Source organism: Brucella anthropi ATCC 49188, assembly GCF_000017405.1.
Classification (GTDB): domain Bacteria; phylum Pseudomonadota; class Alphaproteobacteria; order Rhizobiales; family Rhizobiaceae; genus Brucella; species Brucella anthropi.
Genome location: NC_009668.1, coordinates 720086 through 736044, shown reverse-complemented (window position 1 = coordinate 736044; position 15959 = coordinate 720086). Strand labels below are relative to the sequence as shown.

Genomic DNA, 15959 nt, shown 5'->3' with positions numbered 1-15959 from the left:
TGCCTCACGGGGTTCCAATCGCGACATGCGATATGGAGATAAGACAATCGACGACCGCGATTTATTCCCGAAGCCGCAAATATTTTTCCGTTCCAGCATCAGAGTGCCATCAAACCCATTGATTAGCAGGCTCTAAATATTATATATAGCTACACATATAATAGATAGCTATACAATGTCTCAGTCAAAACATGATCTTGAAGCGGCTTTCACGATGGAGCTTTCCACGGCCGCGCGCAAAATGCGTAACCTGTTCGATTCCCGCGTCCGGGAACGCGGGCTGACGCTGGCACGTGCCCGCGTGCTCCTGCTTCTCGCTCAGCAGCGCGACTGGAACCAGCGCGAGCTGGCAGATGCTCTGGAAATCGAGCACCCTTCCGTGGTGCGCCTTCTGGATGGGCTTGAAAAGCAGGGGTTGATCTATCGCGCCGCGGTTGAAAGCGATCGCCGCGCGAAACGTATCGAGCTGACGGGTGAAGCGCAGGCGCAGGTGCGCGAGCTGCAGGAAATCACCCGCAACATCCGCTCCGAACTGCTGCAGCGCATAGACCGGCCGACACTGGAAGCAGCCCTTACTGTTCTTCAGGAAATCAGCCAGACGGTGGAAACGACACTCGCGGGGAAAGACCGCTAGAACCATGTCGGAAGAAGACAAAGATCAGCAAGGACAACAGGCTTCCCCGGCAAGCCAACCGGCTGCAACGCCTGCCGTTCCGCATATGCCGGTTTACATGTCCGCTATCTACATCGCCGCGTCTGTTCTAATGTGGTCGACGCGCGGTCTCAGTATGTATTTCATCTCGGCCAACACGCAGCAGATACAGGGATCACTCGGCGCAACGCTGACGGAAACCTCGTGGCTTATCGCAGCCTATATGGCTCCCTATGCCAGCCTGACGATCCTTCTCATCAAGATACGCACCCAGTTCGGTCTGCGCCGTTTTGCGGAAATCGCAATCGCCGTGTTTCTGATTTCTTCCCTGCTGCATCTGCTTGTCTATGATATCTGGTCGGCGATCCCGATCCGCTTCATTGCGGGCGCTGCTGCGGCGCCGATCTCGACCATCGGCTTTCTTTACATGCTCGAAGCCTTTCCGCCCGCCAAGAAAATGACTTGGGGCCTCAGCCTTGCGCTCACCTGTTCGGCTGCGGCAGGCCCACTGGCGCGTGTCATCTCACCGCTACTGTTCGATATCGGCCAATGGCAGCAGCTCTATATGGTCGAAATCGGCCTGTCGCTAGCAGCCTTCGCCGTCGTCTATATCCTGCCGATGACACAAGCGCCGCGTGCAAAAGTGTTGCACTGGCTGGATTTCGTCGCTTACGGACTGATCGCCATCGGCTTTGGGCTTCTCGCGGTCGTACTGGTTCAGGGCAAGAACTATTGGTGGTTCGAAGCCCCCTGGATCGGCATATGTCTGGCGATCTCAATCGCTGTTCTTGCCTGCGCTGCCGCAATCGAACTCAACCGCGAACAGCCGCTGATGAACCTGCATTGGCTGTTCCAACCGGAAATCCTGCGCTTCACGCTGATCCTCTTCATATTTCGCATCGTGCTTGCCGAGCAGACAACCGGTGCGGTCGGCCTCTTTCAGGCATTCGGCCTGCAGGACGGCCAGAGCCGCGGCCTTTATCTCGTCATTCTCGCTGCATCCTTGGCGGGGGGCATTACCTGCGGCATGTGGATGAAGCTTGAACGCGTATCGTTCATCTTCGGGCTGGCGCTGGTCTTCATCGCGGTCGGTGCCTTTCTGGACAGCCATGCCACAAACCTGACCCGCCCGCACAACGCCTATCTCAGTCAGGGCCTGATAGCCTTCGGCGGCGCTCTGTTCCTGCCCCCGGCCATGCTTGCGGGCATCACCAAGGCGCTGAAACAAGGACCGACCTACATGACGAGTTTCATCGTCATCTTCCTGTTCACGCAGAACATCGGCGGTCTTATCGGCTCTGCCGTGTTCAGCACATTCATCGCGATCCGCGAAAAGTATCATTCCGCCTATCTGGTGGAGCAACTGGTTATGTCCAACCCCGTCGTCGCCCAGCGCGTTCAGGCGCTCTCCGGCACCTATGCAAAGGTTCTGGCTGATCAGGGACTGACGAAGGCCGAAGGGCTGGCGCTTCTCGGACAACAGGTCACCAAGGAAGCGACGGTGCTGTCCTATAACGATGCTTTTCTCGCAATCTCCGTCATCGCGAGCCTCTCGCTCGTTTGCCTGATCGCCTATCGCTTCTATGAAAACATGCACATCCACCATAACGCTACGGTGGCTGGTTAAATCGACGAGTATTTGAAAATGTCAGTTGGAAAACAGTATATTCGCGGCAGCCTCGCTCTCATCATCGGCCTTGCAGGCGTTCTGATGGTGCTGTGGGCGTGGCAGTTGCCGCCTTTCAAACACACCGTCGAGACAACCGATAACGCCTATGTCCGTGGACAGGTGACGGTTATCAGTCCGCAGGTTGCCGGTTATGTCACCAAGGTCAATGTCAACGACTATCAAACAGTAAAACAGGGCGACCTACTGTTTGAGATCGACAGCCGCAGCTATCAGCAGAAGCTGGATCAGGCGCTGGCCGCACTCAACAGCAAGAAGGCAGCTCTGGCCAATTCAGAGCAGAGCCAACGTTCGGCTGAAGCGACGATCCAGTCGCGGCAGGCACAGATTTCCGGCGCCAAGGCAGCACTTGAGGTAGCCGAAGCCAATGCAAAGCGCGTCGAGGCTTTGCTGCCGCGCGGTGTGACCACGCAAAGTTCTGCTGATACGGCTCACGGCACCCTGCTTCAGGCGCAGGCCTCCGTCGAGGAAGCTCAGGCAGCGCTGGCCGTCGCACAACAGGACCTGCAGTCCATTATCGTCAATCGCGACAGCCTCAATGCCGATATCGCCAATGCGGAAGCAACCGTTGAACTGGCGCGGATCGACCTGCAGAACACCCATATCATTGCCCCGCGTGACGGTACGCTCGGCGAAGTGGGCGTGCGTCTCGGTCAATATGTGACAGCGGGAACGCAGCTCGTCTCCGTCGTACCAAAGATCAAATGGGTAATGGCGAATTTCAAGGAAACTCAGCTATACGGCATGAAGATTGGCCAGCCGGTCACTTTCACCGTTGATGCGCTGCGTCATGCGGAATTGAAGGGGCACATCGAAGCTTTCGCGCCTGCTGCCGGTTCCGAATTCAGCGTCATCAAATCCGACAACGCGACCGGCAACTTCACCAAGATCACCCAGCGCCTTTCCGTTCGTATCGCCATCGATGAAGATCAACCGGATGCGGCACGTCTAGTGCCCGGCATGTCGGTGGTCGTCCGTGTCGACACAAATGCAGAGCCAGTTGCAAACTAAAACAACCGCAACTTACGGGCATGGAACGCCTCGGCGTAGGTCTCAGGCGCGCGGCATTCCATGCCGCGTAGCCGGGCAAGCCCGCGAAAGGTTTCCGCGTCAAACCAGTCCTTCGAGCGCTGCGTGCCGAAGTGTTTCATCAACAGGTCGATCTTGCGATCCATGATCGCAGCCGGCAGCGCCGAATAGGCGTTGGGCTGGCCCAGATCGCCATCCCATTTCGGGATTTCATATTCAAGGATCATCTGATCCCGAAACAGGTTCCATGTCAGCTCGTTGACCGTGCGGTGGTCCTGATGCGCATCGCCATGGCGATGAGTAAAGACCATATCCGGCTGCCCTCGCCCGCGCTGTTCGATCAGCCATTGTTTGATCTCACGGCTTTGCGCCGGGAAATAACTATCCTCGAACGAGGCAAGATGAATGTTGAAACTGTCTATCCCGCGCAGAAAATCGCGCACGGAAGCCTCTGCCTCCGCGCGCCTTTCTTCGTTTCCCGACAAAACACACCACTCCACATGCAATGGCGTGCCGCTCTCGATCAGGCTCAGAAGCGTGCCGCCGCAACCGATTTCGATATCGTCGGAATGCGCGCCCAGACAAAGCAACTGCAGCGGACGGCTCTGATTTGCGAGCGAGCGCAGATCAATCATAGCGCTATCGCGACATTGGTAGCGCGTCGTTCGGCCTCTTCCGCCTTGTGCCTCTTCCAGGGCATGTCGCCCTTTTCGACCATGTCCTCAAGCGTCTGCCAGTCGCGCAGCGTATCCATCGAGCGCCAGAAGCCCTCATATTTATAGGCCATCAGCTGGTTTTCGGCGATCAGACGGCCGAATGGTTCAAGCACCAGTTCTTCCCCTTCGCGCATATAGTCGAAGATTTCCTTGCGGAAGAGGAAGTAACCGCCATTGATCCAGATATCGGAGGTGTTCGACGTCCGGAAAGCCCGCACGTCGCCGCCTTCGGCAATATCGGCAAGGTGATAGGTCAGCGGCGGGCGGACGGCGAGGAAACAGGCAATCTTACCGCTGGCACGGAAACGTTCCGTCATGTCGTCGAGGTCGACATCACTGAGCCCGTCGCTGTAATTGGCGAGGAACATCTCCTCATTCGCCACATGCGACCGTGCGCTCCAGAGCCTCTCGCCGATATTGCGCCAAATCCCCGTATCGAGCAGCGTCACGCTCCAGTCACGATCCACTTCCTCAAGCAATTGCACATTGCGTCCGCCATCCGAAACCACACAGTCCGCGAAGGTCTGCGGGCGGATCGTCAGGAAGAAATCCTTCACGACATTGGCCTTGTAGCCCAGGCACAGAACGAACTCATTGTGCCCGTAGTCGCTGTAATATTCCATAACGTGATGCAGGATCGGCTGATGGCCGAGCGGAATCATCGGCTTCGGGATGTTCTCCGAATATTCGCGGATTCTGGTTCCAAGACCGCCGCAGAACAGAACGACTTTCATGACTTACCGCTCCTCTGTGAGTAGTGCCGGGTCAATCAACGTGACGTGTGGGATCGGAATGATGAACTTCGCGCCCCACTCGACCACGTGCTGCATCTGCCGGATGATCTCGTCCTTGAAGTTCCACGGCAGGATGAGGATGTAATCGGGCCGGTATTTGTCGATCGCCGACACATCGTAGATCGGAATGTGCATGCCTGGCGTGAAACGCCCGTGCTTGTACGGATTGCGATCGACCGTGAAATCCAGGAAATCCGTGCCAATGCCGCAATAGTTCAGAAGCGTATTGCCCTTGCCCGGCGCGCCATAACCGCAGATGCGCTTGCCGGCATTCTTGGCTGCGATCAGGAAGGACAGAAGATCGCGCTTGGTGCGCCGGGTCTTTTCGGCAAACTGCTCATAGGTCGAAATCTCGTTGAGGCCGAAACTCTCTTCGCGCTTCAGAAGCGCCGCCACACGCGGTCCTGCCTTCCGCTTGCTGCTGTTATGCGCAAGATACACCCGGAGCGACCCGCCATGGGTTGGCAGTTCCTCCACGTCGATGACCTTCAGGTGATGGCGGTGCGCCATGTACCGGATCGTCAGCAACGAGAAATACGAGAAATGCTCGTGATAGATCGTGTCGAACTGGTTTTGTTCGATAAGATTGGCGAGATGCGGAAACTCCAGCGTAATCACGCCTTCCGGCTTCAGCAACAGATGCAGACCACGCACAAAGTCATTGAGATCAGGGACTTGCGCCAGAACGTTGTTACCGATCAGGAGGTCGGCCTTGCGTCCTGTGCCAACCAGTTCGGCAGCGAGCGTCGAGCCAAAGAAATCCACACGCGTCGGCACGCCCTTTGCAATGGCCGTCTCGGCCACATTGGCCGCCGGTTCGATGCCGAGGATCGGAATGCCCTTCGGCAGGAAATGCTGCAGGAGATAACCATCATTGCTGGCGATCTCGACCACGAAGCTGTTTTCGTTCAGTCCCAGCCGCTCGGTTATCTCGTCGCAATAGGTCTTCGCATGGCTGACCCAGCTGGTGGCGAAAGACGAGAAATAGGCATATTCAGTGAAAATCTCGGCAGGCGAGAAATACTCCTTCAACTGCACCAGATAACAATGATCGCAGACAAGCGCGTAGAGCGGGTAGTAAGGCTCCATGCGGTCGAGGCGATCCGCCGTAATGAAGCTTTCGCAAGGCGGCGACATCCCAAGATCAACAAAGGTGTGTTTGAGTAGTTTACCGCACAGGCGACAGCCGGTCTGCTCTTGCGCCATGCTCGTGCTCCGCGAAATATCCGGCGTCTGGATGGTCATACGTCGTTCCTCGCCTCAACGAACCTTCGGACTGGTCCGTTACGGGTTGATGGGGTTGAACTCCGATCCACGTCGGATAATCAAAACTACTAAGCGGCCTAAAAATTGCCGAGACTGTCATCAGGGGCGAGCCGTACATACGATCGGGCGCAACATTCACCGGACGGACTACGAGGAGTAGGTACCCGATCTTCACCCTATGGCGACGTGGGCGTAGGCGCCTACCTCATTCGGACAGGTTGGCCTCGCCCGGAAGGCTATTTGGATGCATCGAAGAAACTTCTATCGCCCGATAATGCCGCTGTCAGAATGCGCATGTATGGAAATCGGAGCAAAACATGCGTTTCACTTCGCTCAACATCGATGGCGCCTGGTCTATCGAGCCGGAAAGGCTTGAGGACGAGCGCGGCTGGTTCGCGCGGGTCTATTGCGAAGCCGCCTTCGCGGAGCGACAGATGGAAACACATTTTCCGCAGCACAGCCTGTCTTTCTCACGCGAAGAAGGAACATTGCGCGGCCTTCACTACCAAAACGAGCCACATTCGGAGACCAAACTCGTCACCTGCCTGCAGGGCGTCATCTGGGATGTTCTGGTCGATCTGCGCCCGCATTCACCCACCTACAGGCGCTGGGCCGGCGTGGAACTATCCGCCGAAAACGGCGTCCAGCTCTACATCCCCGAAGGCTGCGCACACGGCTTCCAGACCCTGACATCTGACGTCCTCGTGCGCTACATGATCTCGAAGCCCTATGCGCCTGATTATGCGACAGGTTTACGCTATGACGACCCGTCGCTCGGCATACCATGGCCGAACAGGCCAAGCGTCATTTCCGACAAGGATCTGGCCTGGCCGCTGCTTTAGCTCTCCACCAACAAGCCTGCATCACGGAGCCGGTCTGCGGCATCGGCAAGGGTTGCGAATGGCAGTTTCGCACGTTCTGCCATATCGAGAATGGAGTGCTCGCCATCCGCCAGATTGAGCACCCACAGCAGTGCCATGGCGTTTTGCGCGGCGCGACTGTCTCCGCCCATGTTTCCATAAAGGCCACGCCGCCCGAGCTGCGGCTCCCCCTTTGGCGACGTGTTCAGCGGAAGCCAGTTTCGCTCAGCAATTTCAACGGCCTGCAAGACCATGTTGAACGATTGTTCCAGATAATCCGGCTTGATGAAATCGAGATTGTCGGCCGATGTATGATATTCTGGAAAGGTGCCATAGAGACTGCGCTGGAACATGCCGACCGGCAGGTTGAATCCGGGTGAACAGAACTGGCGCTCGTCATAGCCGTAGGGCCAGAAATCATGCATCGTCGCATTGGTACACCCGGCAAGAACATGCCCCATGATGCGATCAATCTCCGCATCGCCGCGACGGCTGCGCTTGTAATTCGGCCCGCCAGCATCGCCAACGCAGGACAGGACCAGCCCGTGCCGGACCAGCCCCAATTGCTCTTCATTCTGCTTTAGCCATGCAAGAGCGCCGAAAGTCGCCGGGCCGAAAAGCAGCCGGTAGGTCAGGCGCGTGCGCCGTGATTGCAGCACTTCGCCAAGATGCGCCAGCAGCGCCAGCCCGGAACAATTGTCGTTGGCCAGCGACGGGTGGCAAAGATGTGCCGACAGGATGAACGTCTCGTCGGTTTCCCCCCGGTGAATGAACTCACCAAAGGTCAGAAAACCGTCGCGGCGTTCCGCATCAATCACAACGTCATAATCGCCGTCCTGCATCGACAGTAACTCGTTATGCGTCATGCAGAAGCCCCACGCTTCCGCATGGTAGCAGGTGCGATAGGGAATGAGGTCCGGCTGATCAGGCAGCGTATGAATATGCTCCTTCAGCGCGTTGAGTGGCATTCGCGCCCGCACAGGCACGCTGAAATTCACCACATGCAGATTGTGCCGGGCAAAATCAACGACACGATTGCCGTTCATGTCCGCGATATAGGCCTCACGAATGATCCATTCCTGCGGCGCTTTCCAATCATAAAGCGGAGTGCCGGTTGGAACCTGATGAACCGTCAACGGCAGATGTTCCCCGATGACGGCAAGCGTTTCGCGCACGCCATCACCGGCGAGACTGCGGCAGACTGGATAGAGGCGGGCAGCCAGATCGTAGATGGCTATCCCGTTCGACAACGGCGGAATGGCAATTTCAACGCCCTTGTGCCCGCCCCCCGTATCCATCACGCCGTTGCCCGAAGCGGTTGCGGTTCATCGTCGGCGCGCCGCAGATCGGCATCCAAGACCCCTTCCGCAATCAGCTTGCGAATATGCGCGATGCGCTGGAAGCGCGGGCCCTCAAACTCCTCAAGCGTCAGCGTCGAGCGGCTATAAGCGGCAAGCAGTTCGCGCGTCCCGGCAACGGCATCCCATTCCGGTTTTGCCTCCGGCAGCACCCGCGCCAGCTTTTCAAAACTGACGCGATAGGAACGTGTATCCGGTCCGGCGTCATCCGCATATTCGATACGGCAATCGGGAACATTCTCGGCGACGATGCCCGCAATGTCGCGGATGCGGTAGTTATGCTCCGTCGAACCGACATTGAAAGCTTCGTTCCAGACTTTTTCGCGCGGGGCTTCCATAGCCGCCATGAAGGCGCGGGAAATATCGCGGATATGCACGATGGGTCGCCAGGGCGTGCCATCGGACTTGAGGTAGATCAGCCCCTTCGTCACCGCCCATGCCACGAGATTGTTGAGCACGATGTCGAAACGCAGGAAAGGCGAAACACCGTATGCCGTTGCTGGACGCAGATAGACCGGGCAGAAGCTTGAATCTGCCAGTTCCCGGATCTCCTGTTCCGCCCGCACCTTGGACCGGCCATAGGCCGTTACCGGTTTCAACTCTCCAGTTTCGTCGATCAAATCAGCATCGCTGATGCCGTAATTGCTACAGGATGATGCAAACAGAAAACGCCCGACACCTGCCCGTTTGGCCGCTTTCGCCACGGCGACACTTGCCCGGTGATTGATGTCGTAGGTCAATTCCTCATTGAGATTACCCAGCGGATCATTGGAGAGTGCGGCTAGATGAATGACCGCGTCAAACCCCTCCAGATCGCGCGGCGACACATCGCGCACGTCCTTTCGGATGGTCGGCACGTTCATAACGGCACCGCCTTCTTCAAAGAGACAATGTTCGTAAAGGCCAATGTCATAGCCGGACACTTCATGCCCCGCATTCATGAGGACCGGTACCATGACCGATCCGATATAGCCCTGATTGCCCGTAACCAGTACTTTCATGTCCGACTCCTCAAGCTTTGATAAATGCATGTTAGCCAGAGAGGACAGGAGCGACGACTTGACCGAAGGCATGCCCGATTAGGACAAGCGTTTATGAAAAAACGTGAAAGGACGTATCGCCTACCTCTTTTGGATGGGTCGCAGACGCTCGTCGCTGCCGATCAGCAGAAGCCAATCGGTTCCGCCGCCGGAATTTTGCACCCGCTTCGGCGTGTAGGTGGCAATCAGCCCCTCCACCGTCGGCTGGCCTGCATCGGCAAACTTGCCGGAAACAGGGTCATACCAGACGGCCTTCCGGCCATCTTTCACGACATTTTTCTGTACCTTGAAATCGTTGGCGTCCCCGTAAACCACCGACAAAGTGCCATCAGGCAGCGATACGGCATAGCTTTTCGCGCTGACCAGAACAGCTCCTTCGCCATCTGGTTTAAGTTGCGGCCAGGGCAGTTTGTCGAAGAGCCTCTTCAACGCCGTCATCGACTGTGCGCCGGGGCTGTCGAGCGCTTCCCGCCAGCTGCGATCAGCAGTGAAAACACCCGGCCCGGTAAAATGCCAGATGGGATTATTGCCAAAGAACTGTCCGGCAGCACCGGCAAGCAAAGCACCATAGGCGTTGCGCCGGATCATCTGTGCGGTCGTCTCCCGCTCGAACTCATAGCCCCCCTCCAGCAAAATAACGGGCATTTTGTTCGGTTTGCGCCGCTCGGAAACCGTGGCATGCACATCGTCATAGGTATAAACCGTATCGAAACTCAGCCAGGACTGATCGGCCCAGAGTTCCGCCGTATTCGTCTTGCGGCCAGAGTGCACCGTCTGGAGGGCGTCTGGATCAACGCGCGCTATGCCCTCAGCCATTTGAGAGACAAGCCGCCGATCCGGCGCATTAAAATCACCGCCCAACACCCAGACTATATTATGAAATTCCTTAAATCGTTGGGCTATCGCCTCGCCATAGACGCGCATTTTCAGTGGACCGGCGACCTCAGCCTTCGAGAACCAGCCCTGACTGTTACCGTTCACGCCCAGATAGGCGGGAGCCAGAAAAACAACTATCCCCAATTGCTCCGCCCGCCCGATCACCCAAGCGGCGTGGTCAAAATATTTCGGGTTGAGATCGCCAAAGGCATCGCCCTTGAACGGTTTTTCACCATAGGCATTGGCGGGTGGATGACGGGAGAAATAGTGTTCGACAAGATTGACCAGAATGGCGTTGAAACCGCGCTTCCGGCGATCCTGCAGATAGATCTCGACATCCTCGCGCTTCAGTTCGGCGATCAACGACCAGGCAGTATCGCCCTGCAGCAAAAACGGTTTACCCGTAGCATCCTCGAAAATGCGCCGATCCTGGCTGATCTTGATCGGGAACGAAGCAGCTGCATCGGACGATCCTGCTGCCATAAACAGCAGGATCGTGGCGATAATGGCGACTACAAAACGCTTCATCGCATCGTCGGCGGATAAGTCGGCGCTTCATTGAAGCGGCGATAGACCACCTGTGAAGGACGTCCGGTCAGATAAGAGCTTACACCGTCGTTCAACGCCCGGACGTAAACGTCGAGCGCACCGTCGATGGCATCCACCGTGCGCGCAATGTCGGTGTCGCTGTGGGTATAGCTCACGACCAAAGATGGCATCAGCACACCGCGCCGGATCGTTTCCTGAAGAAACAAAGTACGAAATGCCTGCGACGGCTGCCCTTGCTCGTCGAGCGTTCCATAGGCAAGGCAGCAAGGACGCCCGAACAGGCGAACATGGTTCTGCAGGCCGTGACTGGCAATCGTCGCATTCACGCCCTCTGCCAGTTTGGAACCTTGCTCATAGAGCCTTTCGATCACCGGTTCGTCGCGATAGATGGTCATCGTGGCAATCGCGGCTGCCATGGCATGGGTTTCAGCGCCATGGGTGGTCGAAAGCAGGAAAACGCGAGGATGGTCGGTCTGTGTCAGTCCACCCAGCTGCATATATTCCGCCTTGCCTGCCAGCGCTGATATTGCAAAACCGTTGCCCAGCGCCTTGCCGAAACAGGACAGGTCCGGCTCGACATCATAAAGCTTCTGCGCGCCGCGCATATGCCAGCGGAAGCCGGTAATCATCTCGTCCAGAATGAACAAGGCTCCGTTTTCATGGGCGATGCGCTTTGCTTCCTGCAGGAAGTTGTTTTGCGGTTCGTCAGCCTTTGCAGGTTCGAGGATAATGGCCGCGATACGCCCCGGATAATCCTCGAACAGGGCTTCAACGCTTGCAATATCGTTGTAACGGAAAGTTGCCGTCAAAGCCGAAACCGAAGCTGGAATGCCTGCATTCATCTTCGTCGTTCCAATGAACCAGTCATCGGTCGAGAAAAATGGATGATCGGCACAACAGGCAATCATGTCACGTCCGGTATAGGCACGCGCCAATCGCACCGCGCCGGAGGTCGCATCCGAGCCGTCCTTGCAGAATTTCACCATCTCGGCGCCGTCGATCAGCTCCAGAAAACTTTCCGCGCATTCGACTTCGATGGCACTTGGGCGCGTAAAATTACATCCGTCCTGCAAGGCGTCGCGCACGGCGCGCACGACGGGCGGGTAGGCATGGCCAAGCCCGACCGCACGATTGCCCATGCCATATTCGATATATTCGTGGCCATCGACGTCGAAGACATGCGAACCGGACCCGCGCTGGATGAACCCGGGCGCGAGTACCGGATACTGGTCGTCACCCTTGGCATAGGTGTGACAGCCGCCCGGAATGAGCGCGTGCGCCTTGCTGGCGAGCAACTGAGAATTGCGGAACTGCGATGTGAAAAGGTTCATGCCCCTTCTCCTTTCTTATTCACAGATCATGCTGCCGACCATCTCGTATGCAGGCGCTCGCGCACCTGACGCAGCCAGTTCTTTACCGGTTTTGGCAAGCGACTGCGCAAACTGGAATGAAGTGCGTTCGGCATCGACCATTGCGAAAGCGGCAGTGGCGGCGCAATGGCTGGGCGATCCTCCGCGAGATGTTCGAGAAGACCGGCATAGGCTCGACCAGCAATATCGTTGTCGAAGACCGTTTCCACTTTCTGCTGGGCGGCGGCTGCCATGCCGGCAAGTAGCTCTCGGTCGCGTGCAAGCCGGTTGATATGACGCGCTGCCTGACGGAAATCGCCGACAGGAAACAAGAGCCCGTCCTCGCCATCGGTGACAATCGTATCGGTCACACCAGCGATCTTCGAGACGACCGCCGGGCATCCCTGGCTCATCGCTTCAATGAGCGTCAGGCCGAAACCTTCAAAGCGTGACGGCATGATCATGACGTCATGCTGGTTCACCAGCCAGGGAACATCGGCAGGCGCAACCCAGCCACTAAACCTCACCTTGTCGCCGAAAGGCGCAAGACGATGCCGCAGCTGTTCCAGATCGGGACCATTACCGGCGACCGTCAGGTGATAGGAGCAATCGAGCTCGCGCAGAATATTCGGCAGCCAGAAAATGCCCTTCGAGTTGTCTTCCATCCGCCCCAGATAAAGCAGGCGAAGCGGGCCGGACTCATCCGGCTTTTGAACATTGCGCGACAAGTGAATGTCCCGGTTCAGTCCATGCGGGATGACAAGCGTGCGCGACGCATCAAAACCATGCTGGCGCACGAGATCGTCGCGGCAGCGTTTTGAAACGCCGACAGTTGCGTGAACATGATCGCGGATTGCCCGCGCCGCCGCGTAGGTGCCGGGTGTGATATTGTGCACGATCATGATGCGCAGAATATCGGCGGGCAGATAGCGCGCCAGATTGGTTTCGAAACGGTTCGCAAGAACATTGACGAAAACGGCGTCGAAATGGTTTTCGCGCAGGAAGCTGATCATATGCCTTGCGCGGGTTTCTTCATCCAGCACACCCATGCGGTCGATGGCATCGCCCTTGCGAAGCGCATCATCAAGCCCCTGCCCTGTCGGCACATTGACCGTATCGCCAGCAGCGCCTGCAGCAAGCCAGCGAAGCTCTATGCCCGACTGGGCAAGCGAGGCGCGCAGACGCGTGAAAACCGAATAGGTCCCGCCTATGTGAGGACGGACAAAGTAAGCACATTTCATGGCCAGAACCTTGTTGCCACAGAAACACCTCAGGGGAGACAAGACTTCGAGGGAACAACTCCCTCGAAGCCTTACTCCGGTATATCGGGGGGCAATGGATATACCGCTGGCCAGTGTATCGAAATTGCTCTGCCACGCATTTCGGCTATGAGGGGTACACCCCATCCTACAATAGAGTATGGTGTTCACCCTTCTGCCAGTTTTCCTGCAGGTCGGTCTGGCCTAAGCTTGTCGGCGCAGCGGGAGACACGCGCATGAGAATAGGACTTTTCGGGCAGTTTGGTTCCGGCAATACCGGCAATGACGGTTCGCTGGAAGCCATGTTGCAACTCTTGAAGCGTAACTGTCCCGACGCACAGCTTGTCTGCATCTGCTCCAAACCCGATATCGTTGCGCAGACATTCGATCTTTCAGCTCATCCGGTCTCCCAGCCCGATCCATCCAACTGGCTGCTCCGGGCAGTCAACAAAGCGATGCTGCATTTTCCCCGACGAACAGTCGGTTTCAGTTGCGCGCTTCTGCTTGCTTCTCAGCTCGATCTCATCATTGTGCCGGGTACAGGCATACTGGATGACTTCAACGAGAACCCCTTTGGCTGGCCTTTTGCAGTACTGCGTTGGTCGCTGGCGGCCAGACTGACCGGCACGCGCATGATCTTCGTGTCGATCGGCGCCGGACCGGTCGATCATCGATGGAGCCGGTTCTTCATCCGTCAGGCTGCAATGCTGGCGTCTTTTCGTTCCTATAGAGATCAAATCTCTCATGACTTCATGAAACAGCTGGGCGTAAAACCCGCTCAGGATTTCGTCAGTGCTGATATCGCCTTTGCATTGCCAACGGTTCCTGATCAAAATCGGGATAGGCCGGAACAATGTGTGGGCATCGGCGTGATGACTTATCGCGGGTGGAAAAAGATGGAGAAGGATGGCGATGCCATCTACAGGGACTATGTCTCCAAAGTAACGACACTGGTGACCAGGCTTCTGGCCAGCGGGCGTCAGGTGCGTCTGCTGATCGGAGACAAGGGCGACATAGAGGCGGCTCGCGATATACTGGAGCAGCTCGCTCCGGCGGAAGCGAACAAAGTCGCATTTGAACCATCCGCTTCCCTGCACGAACTCATGCAACAGATCGCCAAGACCGACGTCGTTATCGCAAGCCGCTACCATAACATCGTCTGCGCGCTGGCCATGGGACGCCCCACAATCTCCATGGCTTATGCGAGCAAAAACGACGCTTTGTTGCACGATACCGGACTGGCGGCATTCTGCCACCGGATTGACAATTTTGATCCTGAAACAATCCTCTCCCAGGTCGACTTTGCTTTCGAGCATCAAACGATTTTGACCACGCAGGTGAAAGCCGGTGTGGAGCGCTATCGCAGCCGGCTGGCACGACAGGAAGAGCTTCTTCACACCACATTTCTCGACAATGTCAGGAGTACAGCTGATCCAGCCATTCAGTCACTACGACCGAACTAGAATGTGTTTGGAAATGCCCTATCTTTTTGTATTTACACACACCTTGATCCGAAAATCGTTTCGGATTTCTCGGGATGCGTTCTAGGCGCCGCGTCCGCTTCGCCAGACGGAACGCTTCAACAGATAGTCGAAGGGTGGCATGACCGCGAGCAAGGGCTCACGCTTCAGCGCGAATGCCATCAGCGAACCCGCCACTTTCGGCCTCCGCGCCAGATTGGAGATCGCTGACCAATAAGCCCGTTTGGTAAGGCAATCCTGAACCATTGCAAACAGACGGTGTTGATGCGGCAAGTTGGCACCTTCATGATCGAAGAAGGACCGGAATCCTGCCTCGAACTCGCGGTTCCAGGACAGAATACCATTCACCGTCGCCGACCGGTTCTGGGGATGCGACCGCGCAAAAGCCTGTATCTGGCCGGTAGCGGCGACGGAACCGCGTGTGGCAATGCGAAGCCACATTTCGAGATCGTCAGTATGGGAAAGCGACGTGCGGTAATATCCCATCTGTTTCTGGATCGCAGTCCTCACAACCGCAGTCGGGCCTGTAACCGGGTTAAACGCATGCCGGCAGGCAAACTCAATGAATTCTTCCCCGGACCATATCCGCCACTCGTTCGAAGCGGGGGACGTGGCACCTGTCACACGAGCTTCACCATCGTCGGCTTTTATCCGGCCCGTCGCGCCATGCGCGAGATGAACGTCGTCGCGTTGCGACAGCATTCTTGTCGCCCTCTCCAGAGCCCCTCTCGCCAGCAGATCATCCGAACACAGGATCAGGAAATATTCCGATGCGGCCCAGTCTATGCCCTCGTTGAACGAAGCATGCGGCCCCAGGTTTTTCTGACGGAGCAGCAGCTGGACACGGCTATCGCCGGCCGCAAGGCTCTTGGCAACCTCGACGCTATTATCTGTCGAGGCATTGTCGATGATCAGCAGACGGACATTGACGCCTGATTGTTGCAAGACGCTGTTGGCGCAGGCGGAAAGATAGCGACCATAGTTGAAGTTGGGAATAACAACGTCGATTGTCGGCTGTTCCAATTTGCATTTGTCCATGACAG

General features: G+C 56.9%; 14 protein-coding genes. 5 read left to right on the top strand and 9 right to left on the bottom strand.

The features are described from left to right. Positions 1-175: 175 nt before the first annotated feature. From OANT_RS17570 to OANT_RS17560, 3 genes are read left to right on the top strand one after another with little or no spacing between them, the layout of a single operon-like run. Positions 176-634 carry a MarR family winged helix-turn-helix transcriptional regulator gene (locus OANT_RS17570; protein WP_012092823.1) on the top strand — a complete coding sequence of 153 codons (459 nt, stop codon included), beginning with the start codon at positions 176-178 and terminating at the stop codon, positions 632-634. A gap of 4 nt (positions 635-638) precedes the next feature. Continuing rightward, positions 639-2279, top strand: coding sequence for an MFS transporter (locus tag OANT_RS17565; protein WP_012092822.1), 1641 nt, complete (start codon positions 639-641; stop codon positions 2277-2279). 18 nt (positions 2280-2297) lie between these two features. Next, positions 2298-3350 (top strand): HlyD family secretion protein, encoded by a 1053-nt coding sequence (locus OANT_RS17560; protein WP_012092821.1) that lies wholly within the window; start codon positions 2298-2300, stop codon positions 3348-3350. Here the strand turns inward: OANT_RS17560 and OANT_RS17555 are convergent. From OANT_RS17555 to OANT_RS17545, 3 genes are read right to left on the bottom strand one after another with little or no spacing between them, the layout of a single operon-like run. Next, positions 3347-4003: a PIG-L deacetylase family protein gene (locus OANT_RS17555; RefSeq protein ID WP_012092820.1), complete on the bottom strand. Its 657-nt coding sequence runs from the start codon at positions 4001-4003 to the stop codon at positions 3347-3349. The genes OANT_RS17560 and OANT_RS17555 overlap by 4 nt on opposite strands. Then, positions 4000-4818 (bottom strand): sugar phosphate nucleotidyltransferase, encoded by an 819-nt coding sequence (locus OANT_RS17550; protein WP_012092819.1) that lies wholly within the window; start codon positions 4816-4818, stop codon positions 4000-4002. The genes OANT_RS17555 and OANT_RS17550 overlap by 4 nt, the downstream gene beginning before the upstream one ends. Before the next feature lie 3 nt (positions 4819-4821). Next, the gene (locus OANT_RS17545) at positions 4822-6123 is read right to left on the bottom strand and encodes a class I SAM-dependent methyltransferase (RefSeq protein WP_040128362.1); all 1302 of its coding nucleotides are present in this window, start codon (positions 6121-6123) and stop codon (positions 4822-4824) included. Positions 6124-6461: 338 nt separating this feature from the next. Here OANT_RS17545 and rfbC point away from each other — a divergent pair, with 338 nt between their 5' ends. Continuing rightward, positions 6462-6986, top strand: coding sequence for a dTDP-4-dehydrorhamnose 3,5-epimerase (gene rfbC, locus OANT_RS17540; protein ID WP_010658587.1), 525 nt, complete (start codon positions 6462-6464; stop codon positions 6984-6986). Here the strand turns inward: rfbC and OANT_RS17535 are convergent. The 5 genes from OANT_RS17535 to OANT_RS17515 form a co-directional block, all read right to left on the bottom strand. Further along, on the bottom strand, positions 6983-8302 hold the full coding sequence (locus tag OANT_RS17535; protein ID WP_012092817.1) for a DUF4910 domain-containing protein: 1320 nt from the start codon (positions 8300-8302) through the stop codon (positions 6983-6985). The genes rfbC and OANT_RS17535 overlap by 4 nt on opposite strands. Further along, positions 8302-9363 (bottom strand): NAD-dependent epimerase/dehydratase family protein, encoded by a 1062-nt coding sequence (locus OANT_RS17530; RefSeq protein WP_012092816.1) that lies wholly within the window; start codon positions 9361-9363, stop codon positions 8302-8304. Before OANT_RS17530 ends, OANT_RS17535 begins: the two co-directional genes overlap by 1 nt. 120 nt (positions 9364-9483) lie before the next feature. Next, positions 9484-10806: a glycoside hydrolase family 140 protein gene (locus tag OANT_RS17525; RefSeq protein ID WP_012092815.1), complete on the bottom strand. Its 1323-nt coding sequence runs from the start codon at positions 10804-10806 to the stop codon at positions 9484-9486. Further along, positions 10803-12158 carry a glutamate-1-semialdehyde 2,1-aminomutase gene (locus OANT_RS17520; protein WP_012092814.1) on the bottom strand — a complete coding sequence of 452 codons (1356 nt, stop codon included), beginning with the start codon at positions 12156-12158 and terminating at the stop codon, positions 10803-10805. The genes OANT_RS17525 and OANT_RS17520 overlap by 4 nt, the downstream gene beginning before the upstream one ends. A gap of 26 nt (positions 12159-12184) precedes the next feature. Next, positions 12185-13417, bottom strand: coding sequence for a glycosyltransferase family 4 protein (locus tag OANT_RS17515; protein ID WP_012092813.1), 1233 nt, complete (start codon positions 13415-13417; stop codon positions 12185-12187). 254 nt (positions 13418-13671) lie between these two features. Between OANT_RS17515 and OANT_RS17510 the strand changes: the two genes are divergently transcribed. Next, entirely contained in the window at positions 13672-14898 is a 1227-nt protein-coding gene (locus OANT_RS17510) for a polysaccharide pyruvyl transferase family protein (RefSeq protein ID WP_012092812.1), read from the top strand. Between the two features lie 81 nt (positions 14899-14979). On the opposite strand, the gene OANT_RS17505 is transcribed toward OANT_RS17510, so the two are convergent. After that, positions 14980-15954: a glycosyltransferase family 2 protein gene (locus tag OANT_RS17505; RefSeq protein WP_012092811.1), complete on the bottom strand. Its 975-nt coding sequence runs from the start codon at positions 15952-15954 to the stop codon at positions 14980-14982. Positions 15955-15959: the final 5 nt, after the last annotated feature.